This is a genomic window from Sphingobacterium sp. DR205, assembly GCF_011064245.1.
Classification (GTDB): Bacteria; Bacteroidota; Bacteroidia; order Sphingobacteriales; family Sphingobacteriaceae; genus Sphingobacterium; species Sphingobacterium athyrii.
Genome location: NZ_CP049333.1, coordinates 6242677 through 6264492, shown reverse-complemented (window position 1 = coordinate 6264492; position 21816 = coordinate 6242677). Strand labels below are relative to the sequence as shown.

15 protein-coding genes are annotated in these 21816 nt (G+C 41.1%); 12 read left to right on the top strand and 3 right to left on the bottom strand.

From position 1 onward, the window contains the following. Positions 1–61 precede the first annotated feature (61 nt). Positions 62–1018 carry a ribose-phosphate pyrophosphokinase gene (locus tag G6053_RS26700; RefSeq protein WP_108635065.1) on the bottom strand — a complete coding sequence of 319 codons (957 nt, stop codon included), beginning with the start codon at positions 1016–1018 and terminating at the stop codon, positions 62–64. 799 nt (positions 1019–1817) lie between these two features. Here G6053_RS26700 and G6053_RS26695 point away from each other — a divergent pair. The 11 genes from G6053_RS26695 (at position 1818) to G6053_RS26645 (ending at position 18290) form a co-directional block, all read left to right on the top strand. After that, entirely contained in the window at positions 1818–4832 is a 3015-nt protein-coding gene (locus tag G6053_RS26695; RefSeq protein ID WP_165309115.1) for a DUF2723 domain-containing protein, read from the top strand. Between the two features lie 230 nt (positions 4833–5062). Further along, entirely contained in the window at positions 5063–6454 is a 1392-nt protein-coding gene (locus G6053_RS26690) for an amino acid permease (RefSeq protein ID WP_241254847.1), read from the top strand. Positions 6455–6712: 258 nt separating this feature from the next. Then, positions 6713–7276: a bifunctional pyr operon transcriptional regulator/uracil phosphoribosyltransferase PyrR gene (gene pyrR, locus G6053_RS26685; protein WP_108635067.1), complete on the top strand. Its 564-nt coding sequence runs from the start codon at positions 6713–6715 to the stop codon at positions 7274–7276. 101 nt (positions 7277–7377) lie between these two features. Continuing rightward, entirely contained in the window at positions 7378–8316 is a 939-nt protein-coding gene (locus G6053_RS26680; RefSeq protein ID WP_108635068.1) for an aspartate carbamoyltransferase catalytic subunit, read from the top strand. Positions 8317–8695: 379 nt separating this feature from the next. Beyond that, positions 8696–11734 (top strand): tetratricopeptide repeat protein, encoded by a 3039-nt coding sequence (locus tag G6053_RS26675; RefSeq protein ID WP_165309114.1) that lies wholly within the window; start codon positions 8696–8698, stop codon positions 11732–11734. Between the two features lie 6 nt (positions 11735–11740). Next, positions 11741–13492, top strand: a complete 1752-nt coding sequence (locus G6053_RS26670; protein ID WP_108635070.1) for a TonB-dependent receptor — start codon at positions 11741–11743, stop codon at positions 13490–13492. 40 nt (positions 13493–13532) lie between these two features. After that, positions 13533–14942, top strand: a complete 1410-nt coding sequence (locus G6053_RS26665) for an SPOR domain-containing protein (protein WP_165309113.1) — start codon at positions 13533–13535, stop codon at positions 14940–14942. A gap of 25 nt (positions 14943–14967) precedes the next feature. After that, positions 14968–15675, top strand: coding sequence for a MotA/TolQ/ExbB proton channel family protein (locus G6053_RS26660; protein WP_108635072.1), 708 nt, complete (start codon positions 14968–14970; stop codon positions 15673–15675). Continuing rightward, the gene (locus G6053_RS26655; RefSeq protein WP_108635073.1) at positions 15675–16085 is read left to right on the top strand and encodes a biopolymer transporter ExbD; all 411 of its coding nucleotides are present in this window, start codon (positions 15675–15677) and stop codon (positions 16083–16085) included. Before G6053_RS26660 ends, G6053_RS26655 begins: the two co-directional genes overlap by 1 nt. 58 nt (positions 16086–16143) lie before the next feature. Further along, complete coding sequence (locus tag G6053_RS26650; protein WP_108635074.1) at positions 16144–16971, top strand: energy transducer TonB; 828 nt, start codon at positions 16144–16146, stop codon at positions 16969–16971. Between the two features lie 11 nt (positions 16972–16982). Continuing rightward, positions 16983–18290 (top strand): folylpolyglutamate synthase/dihydrofolate synthase family protein, encoded by a 1308-nt coding sequence (locus G6053_RS26645; RefSeq protein ID WP_108635075.1) that lies wholly within the window; start codon positions 16983–16985, stop codon positions 18288–18290. 9 nt (positions 18291–18299) lie between these two features. Here G6053_RS26645 and G6053_RS26640 read toward each other — a convergent pair whose 3' ends face one another. After that, positions 18300–19319: a type I asparaginase gene (locus G6053_RS26640; RefSeq protein WP_121120471.1), complete on the bottom strand. Its 1020-nt coding sequence runs from the start codon at positions 19317–19319 to the stop codon at positions 18300–18302. Positions 19320–19332: 13 nt separating this feature from the next. Next, a complete protein-coding gene (locus G6053_RS26635) occupies positions 19333–20100 on the bottom strand; it encodes a TatD family hydrolase (protein ID WP_108635077.1) in 768 nt (255 codons plus the stop codon). 320 nt (positions 20101–20420) lie between these two features. Between G6053_RS26635 and G6053_RS26630 the strand changes: the two genes are divergently transcribed. After that, complete coding sequence (locus tag G6053_RS26630) at positions 20421–21815, top strand: TolC family protein (protein WP_241254846.1); 1395 nt, start codon at positions 20421–20423, stop codon at positions 21813–21815. Position 21816 lies beyond the last annotated feature (1 nt).

Here is a 21816-nt window from a genome sequence, read left to right as displayed (position 1 = left end):
CCGAAGGCTTACCATACGAGAGTCTAAATACTAATATCTCAATACGCTATACTAAAAAAGACTATTCGACATCAAATAAATCAGAGATAGATGTATGTTGGTTGACGCTGGTGATTGCTTTTGCAAACAGATCAGCTGTAGACAATACTTTAATTTTTGTGGATTGTTTTGCTTTTTCTGGATCCAATTGAATGGTATCTGTTACGATCATTTCTGATAATACGGAGTTTTCAATTGTTTCATAAGCTTTGCCGGATAACACCGCGTGTGTACAGACTGCTCTTACAGATCTCGCACCATTTTCCATGATCAAAGCCGCAGCTTTTGAAAGTGTGCCGGCTGTGTCACAGATATCGTCGATCAATACAACATCCTGATCCGTTACATCACCAATGATAGACATTGATTCAATTTCATTTGCACGTTTACGGCGTTTGTCACAGATGATCACTTCTGCATTGAAGAATTTAGCAAAAGTACGCGCTCTGTATGACCCACCCATATCCGGTGATGCAATTGTCAAGTTAGGGAGTTTTAGGGATTTGATGTAGGGAACAAAAATAATGGAGCCATCGAGGTGATCAACAGGGATATCGAAAAAACCTTGGATTTGTGCGGCATGTAAATCCATTGTCATGATACGGTGAATTCCAGCTGCTGTCAACAGATTGGCAATCATTTTTGCGCCAATGGCAACTCTTGGTTTGTCTTTTCGATCTTGTCTTGCGAAACCGAAATAGGGGACCACCGCTGTAATGTAGTGCGCTGAGGCTCTCTTTGCAGCATCTGTCATCAACAATAATTCAAAAAGATTGTCGGTAGGTTGGTTGGTAGATTGGATGATAAATACATCGGCTCCACGTACAGATTCATTGTAGAATGGTTGAATCTCACCGTCGCTAAAACGCGATAATGTTTTGTCTCCTAGAGGTTTCCCGTAAGATTGTGCGATTTTTTCAGCCAGTTCTGTAGTGCCAGAACCTGCAAATAGTTTAACCGTGTTGAATTGCAAAGGCATGGTTTTGTATATTTATGTTGGGTTATTGTATTGTCGTTTATTCAATATTTTTATTCCCTAATATTTTTTAAAGTTAAACATTAAAAAAAATGGATTGTTTGCACAATCCATATACTCTTAACTTTAAAAGTTGTCCGACCTGGATTCGAACCAAGACAAACAGAACCAAAAACTGTCGTACTACCCTTATACTATCGGACAATGTCTCTAAAAAGTCAACGTTTCCGTCTTTTTCTTTTTGACGACGCAAAGATAGAGATTTGTTTTAAAAATCAAAATTCAAATTAAAAAAAATCTAAACCCTTTTATAAATAATAAGCCTTGCATATAACGCAGAAAAGGCTTGCGATTGCAAGCCTTTTCTATTGTTTGTTGTCCGACCTGGATTCGAACCAAGACAAACAGAACCAAAAACTGTCGTACTACCCTTATACTATCGGACAAACAATTCAATTGTGTTCGTTATCGTGATGATGTCGTTCACATTTGATGATGCAAATATACGGACTATTCCTATTTCTGCAAATAAAAATGTGTTGTAAAGTGCATTGGGCTTGATTTTCAAATAAATAATTTTTGTTTTGCCCTAAAATTTAAGACATACTTACTGTTTTTTAGCTTAGGTATTGGCCTGCTCCAGCTTATCAATGGCTTTGTTCTGCTTTCTTTACAGCCAATATTGCATCGCGTAATGAAAATTTTCAATTAATATGTGTTAAAAAATCAGAATAAAGTTCATTTCTTATTAACTTATCCTTATTTTCGAGCCGTATTATAATACTTTTACAGTTATCATTTTATGAACTATACTAAAATCAACAATCTTTTAGGATGGATATGTGCGCTCATTGCAACAGTAGCATATGTCATGACTGCCGAACGATCGACGAGTTGGTGGGACTGTGGTGAGTTTATTGCCTCAGCCTTTAAACTTCAAATTGTGCACCAGCCGGGAGCACCATTATTCTTAATGATTCAAAACATCTTCTCCAATCTTGCCGGAGGTGATGTCACACGGATCGCTTTTTGGATGAATGTGGGATCTGCTGTTTGTAGTGGTCTGACGATTCTGTTTTTGTTCTGGACGATCACAGCACTGGCAAAGAAAGTCGTTGCAAAAGGAGTCGGCGAGTCCTATACTGCAACGGACTTGATCAAAATATTTGGTTCAGGTGCTGTCGGTGCATTGGCTTATGCGTTCACGGATACATTTTGGTTTTCCGCTGTTGAATCTGAGGTGTATGCCATGTCTTCGCTTTGTACCGCTGTTGTATTTTGGGGGATCTTAAAATGGGAAAATCATGCTGATGAGCCTGGTGCTGACCGTTGGCTGATCTTTATCGCCTATGTGATGGGCTTGTCAATCGGGGTGCACTTATTGAACCTTCTTGTGATTCCGGCCATCGCCTTAGTGATTTATTTTAAACGCTCAAAAACAGTGACTTCTTCGGGAGCAACCAAAGCATTCCTGATCGGTGTTGTTGTGCTGGCCCTGATTTTATGGGGTATTATCCAATACACTGTCAAAGCTGCCGCTTATTTTGATTTATTCTTTGTGAATAGTCTGGGCATGGGCTTCGGTACTGGATTTAATCTGTTTTTTATATTGCTCATCGCTCTTTTTGTTTATGGTATCTGGTACTCGATCAAAAAAGCAAAACCGATGCTGAACCTGATTTTGATCAGTACCGCATTTATCATCTTTGGTTATAGCTCGTTTGCGATGATCATGGTACGCGCCAAAGCGAACCCGACCTTGAATAACAGTGATCCAGACAATGCCTTTTCTTTTGTAAGTTATTTGGGCCGTGAGCAATATACGAGTGAGCCACTTCTAAACGGGCCGACTTTCGATGCTCAAGTAGTGGATGCTGAGGCAACTTATACTTATCGAAAAGATAGTGATAAATATACGAAAGTAGAGAATGGCATGAATTATAAATACGATAAGACGATGTTTTTCCCGCGTGTTTATAGTTCAAGAGATCAAGGTCATATTGATTATTATCGTGATTACTTAAAGATCCCAGAAGGACAATCGCCTACATTTGGGGATAATCTGAAATTCTTCTTCAGCTATCAGATCGGACACATGTACGGCCGTTATTTCCTTTGGAACTTTGCCGGCCGTCAGAATGATCAGCAAGGACAGGGGTCTTTTACAGAAGGGAACTGGATCTCCGGTGCTAAACCTGTTGATCAGATGCATGTGGGTGGACAAAATGCCATTCCGGATTCGTTGAAAACTGATCCTTCAAATAATAAATACTATTTCTTGCCGCTAATCATAGGCTTGATCGGCGCATTTTGGCACTTTGGCCGAAGACAACGTGATGCCGGAATCGTAGGATTACTGTTTTTCTTTACAGGCCTAGCTATTGTCTTATACTTGAATCAAAGCCCATTGCAGCCACGTGAGCGTGATTATGCCTATGCGGGTTCATTCTACGCCTTTGCGATATGGATCGGTTTGGGCGTATTCGCTATTGCGGATTATTTAAGTAAAAAGGTGGATGGGAAGATGGCCGCAGGGGTGGCTACAGCGGCCTGTTTACTGGGGGCTCCAGTATTACTGGGATTCCAAAACTGGGACGATCACGATCGTTCGGAGAAAACAACCGCACGTGATTTAGCCAAAAACTACCTGGCTTCCTGTGCACCCAATGCCATTTTATTCACCTATGGTGACAACGATACGTATCCATTATGGTATGTGCAAGAAGTTGAAAATTATCGTCCCGATGTAAGGGTGGTCAACCTGAGCTTGTTGAGTTCTGACTGGTATATGCGTCAGATGAAACAAAAGGTGAACCAAGCGGATGGATTGCCAATCAATATTGATGACGAAAAGTTCAAAAAAGGTGTCCGTGAGGTGCTTTATTATCAAGATATGAAAGTACCCGGTCACGTAGATCTTGATTTGGTGATGCAGATCTTATTGTCTGATGACCAAAAAAATAAATTAGAATTGCGTGGTGGTAAATTTGAAAACTTTTTACCGACCAAAAATTTTAGTCTTCCGGTAAACAAGGATGCTGTGCTGAAAAATAATGTGGTTCCCAAAGCATGGCAGGAATCTATTGTCGATACCATGACATGGACGTATAATCGAAACTATGTGTCAAGAGCGGAACTGTCGATCCTAAATGTTCTGGTGAACAATAACTGGAAGCGTCCGATTTATTTTGCGGCGACCGTTCCAAACGATAACTACCTTGGATTGGATAAATATCTGGTACAGGAGGGTTTTGCTTTACGTTTAATGCCTATTGCGACTCCTGCGGGATCTGAAGGAACTTTAGTGAATACACAGTCTGCTTTTAAGGATATTACAACAAAATATCAATGGGGTAATATGGCGAATGCTTCTTATTTAGATCCTGAATCCTACCGCATGATCACCATGATCACCAATACAGTGATGGGCGGAACAGCAACACAATTAATGATGGAAGGTCATAAAGACGAGGCGCGTAAAGTGGCCGTTGAAACTTATGAGAAGATGCCGAAACGTGTGTACTTGATGCGTGATATTTTAGGCTATATTCCAATTGTCAATGTATTGTATGAAACAGGTGAAAACAAGCGTGCGAATGAAATTGTCAATCGTAATCTGAAATTTATGACGCAGAATATGCGCTGGTATCAGGATATCGCTCAAACAAAAGCTGAACTGGAATATTCCAATATCGGGACGGCTTTACGGGCTCTGGGTGCTTATAAAAGTATATTGGCTTCCACTTCGGAAAAACAATTGCTGCAACAGGTGACTGAACTGGAAAAATCGTATAAACAACAATATGGTGTAGAATAATCTTTCACACCATCGTTCAATCAGGAGGAGCTGCCCTAGGCTGCACCTGTTCAAATAATAATTTTTTGAATAGGATGTAGCTGAGGGCAGCTCTTTTTTTTCTAAAAGTGTATTTCTTATTGGTCAGCAAGAATCTTCAGTCGGTTTCATGGCTTTTGGTGCTTGTGAATGCATGAAGGTTTTTTGATTATTTTTTCTTAGCTTAATGGCATAAAAACCAACCTGATATTATGATGAAACGTCAACTGAAATTGTGGGATGCGATTATGCTGGTCATGGGCTCGATGATCGGAAGTGGGATCTTTATTGTGTCGAGTGATATGATGCGGCAACTGGGCTCAGGATACTGGTTGGCAATTGTATGGATACTGACTGCTATCGCGACTGTTGCGGCAGCTATTTGTTACGGTGAGCTATCCTCAATGTATCCCAAAGCTGGTGGACAATATACTTATCTCACCGAAGTGTTCGGAAAACCGATTGGCTTTTTGTATGGTTGGAGCTTATTTACGGTTATTCAAACGGGTACGATAGCAGCTGTTGCGGTTGCTTTTGGTAAGTTTACCGCCTATTTGATTCCGCAACTGAACGATGCTGCACCGCTTTTTCAACGCGGTGAGTTTAAGATTACCTGGATACAGATACTGGCGATGGGCGTGATTCTCTTGCTAACCTATATCAATACGCGCGGGATTAAGAGCGGCAAGTCTGTGCAGTCTTTTTTTACTTCAGCAAAAATTATTGCATTAGTTCTATTGATCGTCGGCGGCCTGTTCTTGATCAAAGAAAATCATTTTTCGGAGAATATGGCGTACAGCTGGGAGGCTTTTCAGAATTTGAAAGGTGAGGGTTGGACGGGAATTTCCGGTGGCGCTTTAATGGGGGCGCTGGCAGCGGCTATGGTGGGGTCGGTCTTTAGTAGTGTTGCCTGGGAAAATGTGACCTTTGTGTCGGGTGAGATTGTGAACCCTCAGCGCAATGTGGTTCGTGCGCTCGTCATCGGAACCAGCCTTGTTATGCTTTTATACATCTGTTGTAACTACATCTATCTTTCTGCGCTGAGCCGTGAAGAGATCGCTTTTGCCACCAATGATCGGGTCGCAATCGCTGCTGCTGAAAAGATGTTGGGACATACCGGTACAATAGCGATGGCCATCTTGGTGATGATATCAACCTTTGGCTGTGTCAATGGTCTTGCGCTGTCCGGAGCACGGGTTTTTCAGACCATGGCCAAAGATGGTTTATTCTTAAAACAAGCTATCCCCAACAACAAATATGATGTGCCTGCCCGCTCATTATGGTTACAGGGGATCTGGGCCTCCTTGCTCTGTTTAAGTGGCCAGTATGGTAATCTGTTGGACATGATCTCTTTCGTTATTGTCATCTTTTATATGATTACGGTACTGGGCGTTATTATTCAGCGTATCCGTAAACCTGAGTTGGCCCGTTCCTACAAAACATTTTTATTCCCTTTTACACCGATCATCTACCTGCTTATTGGTACGGTATTTTGCCTACTGTTAATCATCTACAAGCCGCAGTATACCTGGCCGGGTTTTATACTGGTATTGATAGGGCTGCCTGTATATTTTTTTGCACGGGGCAATAAGAAAAATGACTAAAACAGGTGTATCGCTTCGGTGTTTTTTATACCGGATAGGTGATATGGACCGGAAAGCTGGGTACCCTCGGAACTGATATGTGCCGTGTGGTGCCAGAAAGAATGTCAATGAGCTCGTTTATCTGCATTGATGAGCGGTTGTTTTAAATTTGTTAGTCTCTTCGTTAATGCTGGAAACGAGTTGAAATATTGAAATTAATTGGGAAACGAGCGATAGTTTTTGTTAAAAAAAGTGTAGCTTTGCTCAAACATTCCCATAATGAAACAGTCGATTTTATTAGACGGACCAAAATTTCAAATCACCATTCAAAGACTATGTCGTCAATTGATTGAGAATCACGGTGATTTTTCAAATGCTGTCGTCATAGGTATTCAACCAAGAGGAACTTTCTTAGCTAGACGTATCGTCAAAGAACTTGAACGCATGATCGAAAAACCGATCTTGGTCGGTGATCTGGATATTACATTCTATCGGGACGATTTCCGTACAAAAGGTAATGCAGGTCCGTTGTTAGCAAATAGTACAAATATCAATTTTATTGTAGAAGGTAAAGACGTTATTTTTATTGATGATGTCTTGTGGACAGGACGCACCATTCGCGCAGCCATGGATGCTGTACAGGCATTTGGAAGAGCAAGAAGCATTGAACTGCTTGTTTTAGTCGATCGTCGCTTCTCCAGGCAGATTCCGATTCAACCCGATTATATTGGAATACAAGTTGATTCTATAGATTCACAAAAAGTCATTGTGAACTGGAAAGAATCTGACGATCAGGATAGCATTATCTTGGTCACGGAGAAAAAACCTTTGGGTAATGATTAGAAATCCGGTTCAGTAAAGAAATAACGGAAGGTTCTAATAGGCCCTTGGGAACGAACACTTCAATTAAAAAATGATTAGTAAATACTTGAATATACTATAAAATGTCAGCTGCAGTAGAACAATTAAGTACTCGCCATTTGTTGGGAATCAAAGATCTAAATGAACAAGATATCCAATTGATTCTGGATACAGCGAGTAATTTTAAAGAGGTATTAAATAGACCGATCAAAAAGGTGCCTTCTCTACGGGATATCACCATTGCCAATGTGTTTTTTGAAAATTCAACACGTACGCGGCTTTCTTTTGAACTTGCTGAGAAAAGACTATCTGCTGATATTGTCAATTTTGCGGCTTCTTCTTCTTCCGTGAGTAAAGGGGAGACTTTGATTGATACCGTCAACAATATCCTTGCGATGAAGGTGGATATGATTGTGATGCGACATCCCTACGCCGGAGCAGGTGTGTTCTTAAGTAAACATGTCGATGCGCAAATTGTGAATGCTGGCGACGGGGCACATGAACATCCTACGCAAGCGCTCTTGGACTCCTTTTCTATACGCGAGCGCTTTGGCGATGTAGCGGGACGTAAAGTTGCTATTATTGGTGACATAACCCACTCCCGGGTAGCCTTATCAAATATTCTATGTCTTCAAAAACAGGGTGCTGAAGTCATGGTATGCGGACCAACCACATTAATTCCTAAGCATATTACTTCTTTGGGTGTAAAGGTGGAGCATGACCTGAGAAAAGCACTGAATTGGTGTGATGTGGCAAATATGTTACGCATCCAGCTGGAACGTCAGGATATTGCCTATTTTCCATCTTTGAGAGAGTACTCCATGTTATATGGTCTAAATAAGGAAATCTTGGATTCTTTGGAAAAACCGATTACGATTATGCACCCCGGACCGATCAACCGTGGGGTCGAAATCACCTCCGATGTTGCCGATAGTGAACACTCCATTATCCTGGATCAGGTTGAAAATGGAGTTGCTGTTCGGATGGCGGTATTGTATCTTTTGGCCGGACAACGCGGCTAACTGAATTTTGATTTTGAGCCAGTTTTAGATACCGGAGGACGAAATTGACAGATTCATCAATCAACAATATTATGCCTGACTTTATTTTTGGTCGGGCATATTTTTTGTGCAAAATTTCCGTTATAATACTGGATTATTCACAGATGTTAATAACTTTTGTGTAAAATAGCTCAATTAAAGTATAATTTAGTAAAATGAATAAAACTATCTCTCAAAAGGGGGAAGTTTGAATTGATTTTCAATAAATTTTGGCTTACCTTAAAGCGGCCAATCAAAGAGGAGAGGTCATTAAATTTGCATGTCAAGGCAAATTTACCTCGGTTTGAAGGGAGATTCATTTACATTTGCAGATAAATAACATATTAAGGTTTCACATATTATGTATAAGAAGATTTACCAGGTGGGAGTTGCACTAACCGTTATGGCGACGCCAGCATTAGCGCAACAGACAGAATGGCAACAAATCAACAAGGCATACAAGACTGGAATGGAATTGTATGAACGCGGAAAATTCGGATCCGCATCGGCACAATTTGATCGTGTGGAGGCCTTGCGGACGAAATCCAACCTACAATTGGACGAGACGGAGGAGCTATCTTTATTAAAGGAAAATGTGCGGTATTACCAAGCGGTATGCGCCTTGGAATTGGGCGAGTCAGATGCCGAAAATCGTTTCCTAAAATATATTAAAGATTTCCCTGTAAGCGCCAATTCTAAAGCCGCTTACTTTCAGATAGGTAAATCATATTATGCTAAAAAGGATTATGTTAAGGCAATTGAATGGTTTACAAAGATTGACAGTAAAAATCTCGCCGGTAAAGAAAATGTAGAATATCGCTTTAAATTGGGTTACGCCTCTTTCATGACGAAAGATTATAAGACAGCAAAGCCCTTATTTGAGGGATTGAAAGATCAGAAAACTGAATTTCAGGAAGCCTCAATCTACTACTATGCGTATTTATGTTATTTAGATGCGGAATATAAAACGGCATTGAATGAATTTGAACGTCTAAATGGATCTAAACAATTCGAAAATAGTTACCCTTATTATATCACTGCACTGTATTTCCTGGATAAACGCTACGACGATGTGTTGGACTATGCGTTACCAATTTTGTCAAAAACAAAACAAGAAAATGAAACAGAGATGTTCCGCATTATCGCGGCGACATACTTTATCAAAGGTGACTTAAAAACATCAAAAGATTATTACGATAAGTTCCAGGCACAAGATCAGGGCAAGACCCAAAATAATCAAGATAGCTATCAGATCGGTTATATCGCTTACAAGCTAAAGGATTACGATAAGGCTATCACAGAGCTGGAGAAAATGACGGAGCCTGATGCTTATTACCAGTCGGCCATGATTACCCTGGGGGACAGCTTCCTGAAAAAGGGAAATAAGCAGTCTGCACGTAACGCGTTTTTCAGAGCCTCCAAATTGGATTTTGATCCAGCGATGAAAGAAGAGGGGTTGTTTAACTATGCGAAGCTGTCGTATGAATTGGAGTTCCATCAGGTCGCCCTGGCTTCTACGCAGGAATATTTAAAAACTTATCCAAAATCACAACGCCAGGAAGAAGCGAAAACGCTATTGGCGGAAGTCTTGTTGAGCACTAAAAACTACCGTGATGCGGTCGATATTTTAGAGTCTATTCCAAAACGGGGAAAAGAGGCTAATGCTGCTTATCAAAAAGTAACCTATTACCGGGGTCTGGAGTATTATAATGAGCGTGCTTTTGAAAATGCAATTTCTTTGTTCATGCGTTCTGAACAGCATCGTTATGACGAAGAAATCTACGCTTTGGCTACTTACTGGAAGGCAGAAGCGATGTATGAAGTACGCAAATACGGTGAGGCCGTAACGAATTTCAATAAATTCTTACGTTTGCCGGGGGCAAATAAAACCGATGTATACAGTTATGCAAATTACGCCTTGGCTTACGCAGCTTTCCGTAACGGAAACTATAATACGGCTGCGAATTACTTTGAACGCTTCTTAGCCTCTGGTGGTTCTAAAGGCATAGAGATGAATACACGTAATGATGCCATCGCACGTTTAGGTGATTCATACTTCTCATCGAAAAATTACGGAAGAGCATTAACGGAATATAACAAATTAATATCGTCTAAAGCGCCTAGTCAGGATTATGCTTTATTTCAAAGAGGTATTATTCAAGGATTGCAAGGCGATAATAATGGCAAAATTTCAACATTGAATGCTGTTATTGCTCAGTTCCCAAATTCTAATTATGCGGATGATATTGCTTTTGAAATTCCTTACACCCGTTTCTTGATGGGAGAAAGCGATCAGGCAATTGCCGGACTTCAAACGATGGTTGAAAAATATCCGCGAAGCAGTTATGTGCCACGTGCTTTAGTAACAATCGGGTTGGTTCAATATAATCAGGACAACAATGATGCAGCTTTGGCAACGTTCCAACGTGTCGTTGATCAATACGCTTCTACGGATGAAGCTAGACAGGCCATGCGATCAATTGAGAATATCTATCTGGATAAAGGGGATGCGACGGGGTATATCAAATATGCCACGGGAACCAATTTAGGTGATGTCTCGAAGTCAGAACAAGATTCACGTTCGTTCTCAACAGCAACGACTTTATTCTCGAGAGGCAATTACAAAGGAGCAGTCGAGGCTGTAAATGCTTATTTCGATAAATTCCCAAAACCAAATCAAGAGAAATATGCGCGCTTTGTTCGTGCGGAAAGTAATGCGGCATTGGGAAATACCGAAGATGCCTTACACGATTATAACGTTATCTTGAATGACTGGACTTCACCGTATACGGAACGCACGTTGATTTCTGTTTCAAATTTATATTTGAAACAGAAGAAATATAATGAGGCAACACAGTTGTTGAAAAAATTGGAGCTTACCTCTGAATACAAATCTAACTACGGTTTTGCAATCAATAATCTAATGGTTTCTTATTATGAAATCGGTGATTACAAAGAAGCGTTAAACTACACGAACGCGGTGAAAAATTACGAGAAATCTTCTGAAGAAGAGATCGCGAACGCATTCTTGTATGCAGGAAAATGCTATGTGAAGCAGAATAAGAAAACTGAGGCGATGAAGGAATTCAGTTTAGCAGCTTTGAAGAGTCGTACCGTATACGGTGCGGAAGCAAAATATAATGTCGCTGTTATTCAATTGGAAAATAAACAGTACGATGCCTGTATAAAAACGGCAATGGATTTGTCTGACAATTTCTCCTCTTATGAATATTGGGTAGCGAAAAGCTTTATCACGATGGCTGATGCCTATGCGGGTAAAGGCGATACATTCCAGGCGAAAGCGACATTGGAATCAATTGTGGATAACTACGATGCGAAAGACGATATTTTGCCTGCTGCAAAAGAGCGTCTAAATAAATTGAACAACAAAAAGAAATAGGATACAATGAAGAAGTTGCAAAATAGAAATGTGAAGAAATATACCTTAGCGGCGCTTTTGATGGGCGTGGGATTGAATTCTTTTGCACAGGAAACAGGCAAGAAGAATGATCCTGAAAAACCGGTCACTATTGATTCTTTTGATGTTGTTCGCGATTACAAACCGATTCTTGCAGATGCTGTAAAAATCCGTCGTAGTCCTGATATGACCAACAAACGGGAATATCAGCCCAAATTAAACTACGGTAATATCATTGATAAAAAATTGGATATCAATACTGGTCTGAAACAATTGAATGTGCAGGAAATACCATTTGCACAACCTTTTGAACACAGCAGCAATTATGTCAAATTTGGAATAGGTAATTATAACTCGATTTTAGGTGAAGCATATTTGGCATCCGAGCAGTTTGAAAATACGCGTTTTGGGCTATTCGCAAAACACTTAAGCCAAAAGGGCAATATTGATGGACAGAAATTCAGTACACAGGATATTGGTATTTTCGGACGCCGTGTGCTGGATGCCGTGACTGTAAAAGGTACCTTAGGCTACAATAGGTATGGCACAAATTTCTACGGTCAGACATTTGACCAACCAGGGACGACATTATTGAATACCACCCCGGATAAGCAAACATTCACCGATATCTATTTAAATGGTGAACTGGCAAGTAACGTTGATCCAAAAAATGAGCAGGCGATGAGCTACGCTGCAAAGGTAGATGGTTACCTATTTAAGGATGCTTATAAGGCAAAAGAAAATTCTTTTGCGCTGTCCGGTTATCTCAACAAACGCATGAGCGCTTTCAATGTTGGAGCCAACCTGAGTGTCACCATGAACGATGTCAAAAACGAAAATGATACGGCAAATGTGAAGAACAATTTGTTTTTGATCAATCCGTACATTCGATTTAAGGGGGATAACTACAATGTCACTTTGGGAGCCAACCTGACTTCGGAATTTGGTGATGAGTCCCGTTTTAATGTTTTTCCATCGGTTGAAGCAGATTTTTCTTTGGCTCCGGAATATATCTCTTTATTTGCCGGAGTTAATGGTAATGTAAGACAGGGATCCTTCCGAAATTTTGCGAAGGAAAATCCTTATTTGGCACCAAACGTCAGGATCGCCAATTCAATTGAAAAATTGAATGTATACGGTGGTTTAAAAGGTAATGCCGGTGCAACATTTGGCTATAAGGTGAAGGTGTTTTACAAACAGATCGAAGGATTACCTCTGTTTAAGAATAGTGCGTTTGGCGATAATCAAGGCGGATATATTCCTTGGGCTTTTGATGTGGTTTATGATGGCCAGATCAATAAAGCTAAGCATATGGGATTGGAAGGGGAGATCAATGTACGTTTATCACAATTGGTTAATCTAGGTGGTAAAGTATTTATTGATGACTATAACCTGAGCGACGAAGAAGAGGCTTGGGGCTTACCTAAATTTAGGTTGCAGGCCAATGCGCGTTTCAATATCTCAGATAAATTCTTCGTCGATGCAGAGCTTTCTAGCCAAGGTAATACCTATGCGTATGTTTACAATTATAACAGTGATGGTACTCGTATAGCGGATAGTGGTCACAAGGTGACGATTGCTTCCTTTGCTGATTTAAATGCTGGTGCTGAATACCGAATTAAAAAACAATTTGGTGTTTTCGTGAAAGCAAATAATATCTTTGGAAAGGAATATGAACGTTACATGTATTATCCAAGATTGGGCTTCAATGTAATTGGTGGTCTTAATTATTCGTTTTAACGAATTAAGATTATAAATTTGCATTTTAAATCAGAGAACAATGAATCTAGGCAAAGACATCAATAGTTTATTAAGACGCTATGCGGAAGTATACGTGCCCGGAATAGGTGTGTTCAAAAGAATTCATTCTCCGGCTCAATTCGATAAACAGAACAATGTGTTTTTGCCCCCCATTTCTTATGTTGAGCTGGACTATTCCGCACAACGGGGATTCAATATCGTGCATTATATCCAACAGCAGGAGCATTTGAGTTTGGTGCAGGCGCAGCAAATATTGGATGATACCGTTAGGGCATTGCGAAATGATCTGGGACAATTTGGTCAAGCGAAGCTGGATGATCTCGGTCTGTTGATAAGCTATGGTTCGAGTTTGGTTTTTAAACCGCTGGACCTCTCTGGCTTTAATTTTCAACCTGTTGTCAATCTTGTTGGCCCTGAAATCGAAACAGTTATTCCGGTGCGCGAAGATGAACACGGGCTTGCTGATTCGGTCGAATCTGTCCCATCAGAACCTGTCGTTTGGGAAATCAATGCAGAAGAACCTGTCGTTGAAGCAACAGACAGTGTTGAAAATGAAGAGCAAGCTAAGCAGGAGGAACAAGAGTCCGCGGCTCTTGCCGATGCAGATTCGCTTCCTGTTGCTGAAGCTATTGTTGAATCGGAGATTGAGTCCGATACCCCAGAAGCTGAAGAAGAGGCTAGCCCTGTGGATGCCGAACTATTGGACGCCGTGGCAGTACCAGCTATAGCTAGTCCGGAGGATACCATAACATCTACGGAGGAGCAAATTGACACGCAGAAAGAAGTTGGCGCAATTGCCGCTGCAAATTCTGCTTATGCACCCCATATTTATGAGGAGGAGCCACGCAATTCGAATGCGATCTGGTACTGGCTGACAGCAGCCATTGTGCTGGTCATGATTGCTGTAGGCGTATTGTATACGAATCCGGGATTGAAAAATTCGTTGTTTGGTGGAGCCCAGCCCGCACTAAAAATCGCTGCTGATACAGCCGTTCAGAAAAATAATCTGCCAACTGCTGATTCATCATCCAACGTGCTCGCCGCGGACAGTTTAAAAAAAGTGGATTCCTTAGCAAAAACAACGGCGGATTCACTAAAGGGCACAGCCGTAGAAGTAGGCAATAATACAGCGGCGGCTGGGAAAGCTGCTCCTGTTTTGCAGGCGGATCCAGTCATTAAAGAATCCATACCCGTAGCACAGCCGAAATATCAGGTTGTGATCGGTTCGGCACGGACAATGGCTCAGGCAGAGCAAGAGGCAAAACGTCTTCGGATGCTAGGCTACAAGACTGCACGCGCTGTGGAAGGAAAGTATAAAAGGAATAGAAAGAAGATCATCTTGAATACCTACATGACAAAAGCAGAGGCTGACCTCGCTCAAAAATCTGTAGCGGGAAAAATTGAAGGTGCTTGGGTAGAAACATTATAGAAACTATATAAAACTATTAATAATTATGTCATTAGTGCAAGATACAGCAAGGGCTGCTGTAGATACGTTTAATCAAGCTGCGCAACAACCATTACCTGCTGCTGCTAGTACAGAAAACATGAGTTTGATCGATATGATGATCAAAGGGGGATGGATAATGATTCCAATCCTATTACTGTTCTTTATTGGATTGGTTATCTTTTTTGAACGCTATCTGACCATTCGCAGAGCCGCCAGATACGATAATAGTTTGATGTCTCAGGTGAAAGCAAATGTATTGTCTGGAAATTTAGACTCTGCGTTGGCTGTATGCCGCTCCAGCAACTCGGCCTTAGGACGCATGTTGCAAAAAGGACTGTTACGCGTGGGCAGGCCGATCAAAGACATTGAGGGGGCTATCGAGAATGTCGGTAAATTGGAAGTAGCCAAATTGGAGAAAAATATCAATATCCTTGGTATTATCGCCGGTATCGCTCCGATGCTTGGTTTCGTTGGTACTATCTTTGGGGTAATCAAGATTTTCCATGAGGTAGAATTGGCGGGTGGTATCGACATTGCATCCGTATCCGGTGGTCTATATGTGAAAATGGTATCTTCAGCGTCAGGTCTTGCTGTCGGTATCCTGGCTTATTTAGGCTATCATATCTTAAATATGATGGTTGAACGATTGATTTTACGTATGGAAACCGATGCAGTAGAATTTATTGATTTATTGGATGAACCGGGAAGATAATGAACTTACGAAGTAGAAAAAATAAACCATCTGCCGAAGTACATACTTCAGCGCTAAACGACATCATGTTTTTCCTGATGTTGTTTTTCCTGTTGGCGTCGGCAGTTTCGAATCCGCAAGTGGTCAAGCTATTGTTGCCAAAGTCAAGCGCAGGTGAACAATCTGTTGCAAAAAAGACAATTACAGTATCTATTACAAAGGAGTTGGGCTATTTTATCGATAAAAATCCTGTTCCGGTAGAAGGTTTGGAAGCGGCAATCCAATCGCAGATGGCCAGTGGCGAAGAATTGACCATTATGCTGTATGTCGATAATACTGTTCCTATCCAGAACGTGATCTCGGTCATGGATGTAGCCAATCGTCTGAAAGTGAAAGTGGTGCTGGCAACAGAACCTAAAAAAGATAAGTAGGGGCAATTAAACTTTTTTGAAGTTTATTGCTCATATGTTAATATAGGAGATTTATACAATGCGATATCATCTTCAACATGAAGAAAATAATTTCCCTAAGGCTTTGGGAATATCTACATTGGTCATGGCATCACTGCTTTTGATTGGTTTCTTTGTAGTTTTTAAGGCGCAGGAACCGGATGAGTATGGTATGGGCGGTATGATTGTAAACTATGGAACTTCTCCAGAGGGGATGGGCGACGATTACATGAGTGTAGAAGAACCCTCTATTGATCCGAATGCAAATAGTGAGCGACCGGATCGGATAGATCCTGTGGAGACTCCAACACCTACACCAACACAACAAGTTGCCGAAAAAGCAGTTGTCACGCAAGATATGGAAGAGGCTCCAGCCGTCACAAAAACGGAAAAGAAAGTGGTATCAAAAGCGCCCGAAACAACTAAGCAGACAAAAGAAGTAGCACCACAGGCAAATGCGAAAGCGCTTTTCAAAGGCAATAAAAACAATGGCAAGGGTGCTGGAGACGGTACTGGCACAACACCGGGAAACCAAGGTTCTAAGTTGGGCGATCCCTTGGCAAGTAATTATGGTGAGGGGGGATCAGGTAACGGCAATATGATGTTGTCTATTGAAAACCGTAGTTTTACCCAGCGACCAAGCATTGACGATAATGGTCAACAAGCCGGTAAGGTTGCTGTGGAATTCAGAGTGAATAAGCAAGGCGTGATTACCTATGCGCGTGCGGGAGTAAAAGGGACTACAATCACGGATCCAACATTGTTGGAGAAATGTGAACGTGCTGTCCGCGGTGCACGGCTAAATCAATTGGCTAATGCACCAGATTCCCAAACAGGGCGGATTGTGTTCAATTTTAGATTAAGATAAAAATCATTCAGATGAATGCTTATAAAGAGGCAATCGAGTATTTATATACTCGATTGCCTATGTTTACAAGGGATGGTGCCTCAGCCTTCAAAAAAGACCTTGACAATACCATCAGACTTTGCAATGCGCTGGACAATCCACAGCGAAAATTCAAAACCTTACATATTGCAGGTACCAACGGAAAAGGTTCTACCTCTCATATGTTGGCGGCGATATTGGCGCAGGCAGGTTATAAAACCGGACTCTATACATCACCCCATCTGCTGGATTTCAGAGAACGTATTCGTGTCAACGGCGCCATGTGCGAACAGGAATTTGTGACGGATTTCGTTCAAAAGCATAAGGCGCTGATCGAAGATGTTCAGCCTTCTTTTTTTGAAATTACCGTGGCGATGGCTTTCGACTATTTTGAGAAATGTAAAGTTGATATCGCTGTTATTGAGGTTGGACTTGGCGGGAGACTGGATAGTACAAATATTATTCAACCCTTATTGTCGGTGATCACAAACATCGGTTTTGACCACATGAATCTGCTTGGAAATACATTGGTAGAGATTGCCGGCGAAAAAGCAGGTATTATTAAAAAAAATACACCTGTGGTCATTTCTGAGTATGCTGCCGAAACAGCAGCTGTATTCTTGAATAAGGCTCATGCCGAGGCAGCTCCCATTCAATTTGCATCTCAGGTTTATCAGACCAGGATGTTGAGCGTTGACCAGGATTACCTGCATATTGAAGCGATTGATGGAAATGGTGCCGAAGATATTTATCAGCTTGACCTCAAAGGTTCTTATCAGGTGAAGAATCTTGCCGGTGTTCTTTTGGCTGTGGATGAACTACGTAAGCAAGGTTTTGAAATCAGCTCGTTCCATGTACATGAAGCCTTAAAGCATGTTCAGTCTACCACAGGTATCCAGGGACGTTGGCAACAGCTCTCCAAAGATCCTTTTGTCATCTGCGATACCGGACACAATGAGGACGGCATTCATGAGGTGTTGAAAAATCTAAATGCGACTACCTATAACAAATTACATTTTGTCATTGGAGCTATGCGCGATAAAGACCTGACACATATGTTGCCTTACCTGCCCAAAGATGCAGTTTATTATTTTGCTGCACCGGATATGCCGAGGGCAATGCCCCCGGATTTACTGCGTCAGGAGGCAGTGGCTTTTGACCTGAATGGTGGAGAATATTCTTCTGTACAGGAGGCTTTTTCTGCGGCGAAGGCTGCATACGAAAGGGGAGATCTGATTTTTGTGGGCGGAAGTAATTTTGTTGTAGCTGAAGTCCTGGCGGAGATAGGTGAAAGGTCATAGTACTTTTTTCTAATCGTTAACCGTCAGTTCGCCGCGAATATCTTTTTCTACCCAATAAGCCACTTCTTTTTGATCTTCGAGCTCGCCCTGGAGGTACATAAGCTTAGTGACAGCAGCTTCAAATGTAAGATCATATCCATTGAGCACACCGATGGCTTTCAGGCCTTGTGAGGTTTCGTACCGCCCAAGTTCGACTGAACCAACCTTACATTGTGAAATATTAAGGATATTTTTCCCTTGATCTATGGCTCCTTTTAATAGGTCTAGAAACCAGCTATCTGTCGTGGTATTTCCCGAACCAAAAGTTTCCATCACAATAGATCGTACATCCGAATCCAGGACAGATTTGATGGTCTGCGCGGATATTCCCGGGAAGAGTTTCAATACAGCAACGCGGTTATCCAGTTTGGTATGTAAGATAAATTCTTTGTCAATATTATTTAATAACGCGTCGGTATTGTATTTAAGGTGAATGCCTGCTTCGACAAGTACAGGGTAATTGGGGGATCTAAATGCTTCAAATTTGGCTGAGTTATATTTGAAAGAGCGGTTTCCCCGGAATAATTTGTTGTCGAATAGGATACATACTTCCTGGATAATCGAAACACCATCTTGTTTGGCAGAAGCAATTTCCAGCGCTGTCATCATATTTTCGCGTGCATCTGTGCGGATCTCTCCAATAGGCAATTGTGATCCGGAAAGAATGACCGGCTTTTGCAGGCCCTCAAGCATAAAACTTAACACAGACGCTGTGAATGCCATCGTATCTGATCCATGTAAGATGACAAACCCATCGTAGTTTGCATAATTATCTTTGATGATCTGGGCCATTTCAATCCAGATTTCCGGTTTCATGTTGGAAGAGTCGATGATCGGTTCGAAAGAGTGTACGGTCAGTTTATAATCCAGACGGCTTAAATCAGGAAGATTACGCTTGATTAGCTCGAAGTCGAAGGGGACAAAAGTACCCGTTTCGTCTTTGACCATTCCTATGGTTCCGCCAGTGTAGATAATAAAAATATTGTGCATGGGATTCTATAGATTATATACCAAAAATACGTTTTGAATTCGCGGTTGTAATTTCTGCGACCTGTTCAACGGAAATCGCGTGTAGGTCGGCAACCTTTTGGGCAACATACACGAGGTAGCTGCTTTCATTTTCTTTACCTCGATAAGGAACAGGGGCGAGGTAGGGCGCATCTGTTTCAAGGACGATATGTTTTAGGTCGATTTCTTTGACGACATTGTCCAATCCTGCTTTTTTAAAGGTGACAACACCTCCTATTCCAAGTGCAAAGCCCAAGTTAATCGCATGCTGAGCCTGTTCCAACGTCCCCGTGAAACAATGGAGGATACCAAATAGCTTATCATCTTTAAGTTCCTCCAATAATTCGAACAATTCGGTGAATGCCTCACGGCAATGGATATCTATCGGTAAATTGAGTTCCTTAGCCCATTTTACCTGTGTTCGAAAAGCATCTTTTTGGATGTTTAGCGTACTTTTGTCCCAATAAAGATCCAGTCCGATTTCACCTATGGCATGGACTTTGTTATTTTCCAAGCTCTTTTGGATGTTGTTTAACTCGTCCACATAGTTTTCCTTAACATCGCAGGGATGTAGTCCTAACATAGGAAAACAGTGTTCTGGATAAGCTGCAACCGTATCGAATACAGGTTTGATGGAAGCACTATTTACGTTTGGTAAAAAAAGACGTTCTATATTGTTGTCTAAACAACGTTGTAGGTGTTCTTGCAGTTTATTGGTACCTGAATGGTAGTAGATGTGTGTATGTGTATCAGTAAGCAACATAGTTTTCTGCGTGGAGGCAAAAGTGGGTTAGGGTAAAAAACTTCTTTTTGTTATTATCGAATAAAGAGGTCGGCTTCATTACCAAAATTTCAATTCGTTCTCCAAAGATAACTTAATAATTAACAAAATGAAAATTAATAACGGATTCTCTTCTTATTGGATATTTTAGCTATAAAGCCAAAAACGAGAATTTGAGTCATATATGGGCTATACTTTTTTCTTATCTTGGAAAAAATGACATGTTGTAAAACATACTTTACTATTTGCTGTTAAACAGAAGAACGGTTGTTGCCCTATTTTTTAAAGAATAAATGAATCATATGATGAATAAGAAACTATGTATGGGTTTGTTCACCTTTGCATCGCTTATGGGTTTAAATAAGCTGCATGCACAGTCAATGATTGACCCATCGGTAAAAGATATTATTCAAAAGGCCTTTCAAACAAATAAGGAATTAAAACTGAAGGCATATGAAGTTGATAAAGCAAGGCTGGAAGCCGAAGGAGTAAAAGCCAACAGGCTGCCACATGTTTCCGCATTGGGGTTATATGGGTATGTGCATAGCAATGGTAGCGTGGATATTCCGACCGTGAATGTTCCACTGCTGAACCTGGGACTTTTTGAGGGTGCGACTGGATTCAGCATGCATGGGCAGGCCGCATATGCGGGTGTTTCGGTAAAACAAATTATTTTTTCAGGACTACAGATTCCCAATGGCATAAAGGCACTCCAAGAGAAAGCCCTGGCACAACAATATTTGGAATCTGCGAGCCGAGAGACGCTCTCCAAGGATATTATCGCTTCTTTTGACCAGTTGATGCTGCTGGACGAAGTCGATAAACTTATCGCAGATTCGGAAAAGAGACTAAAAAAAGAGCAGGAGAAAGTCAATAAAGCTATACAAAATGGCCTGGCTATTCCCTATGATCGAGATAAACTCAAATTGGCGCTCCTCGAATTAGAGGAGAAGAAGGTGGAGCTTGCCGGAAATCGTGATCTCCTCTGTCAGAAGATTGAGCAGGAAACTGGAGTTTCTTTTCAGGAAGTCGGCGGCATTCACTATGGACTAAAGCCGATATTTTTGTCGGAAATACCCAATGATGTTGAGCAGCGATCGGAACTTAAAGCCCTGGAAGCATCATCAAAAGCTTATGATTATTTATACAAAAAGGAAAAGGGGGGATCTCTACCGGCTGTTTTTGCTTTTGGATCGGCAAATTACTTAAATGTATTCAATTCAAAATTGAGCATAAAAGACCAGCCGCTATTGGGAACAGTGAATCTGCCCTTAAATTCAATCAAAGGAAGTCCAAATCTATTGGTCGGGCTCGGGGTAAAATGGGACCTCTATACCGGCGGAGAACATCATAATAAAATTAAACAGGTTAAGCTTGACCAAACCATTAATGCGACAAAAAGGGAAGATACAGCGGAAAAACTTAATCTGTTGTTAAGTAAAAATAAGGTAGGTTACAGTACCGGAAATCAAAAACTGAAAGTAGGTGAACAACAGCTGAAAGTCGCTGAAAACAACTTATCAATGGCCGTAAAGCAGTATCAGGCCGGGTTGATTGATGTGACGGAGTTGCTGGCGGCGGAAAATGACTGGTATAAGGTTAACCTCGGTTATTTTAATAACGTTTTGCAACAACGAAATGCTGCCGTCGAATTATTACATACTTCTGGAAAATTATTACAAACTATACATGAGTAAC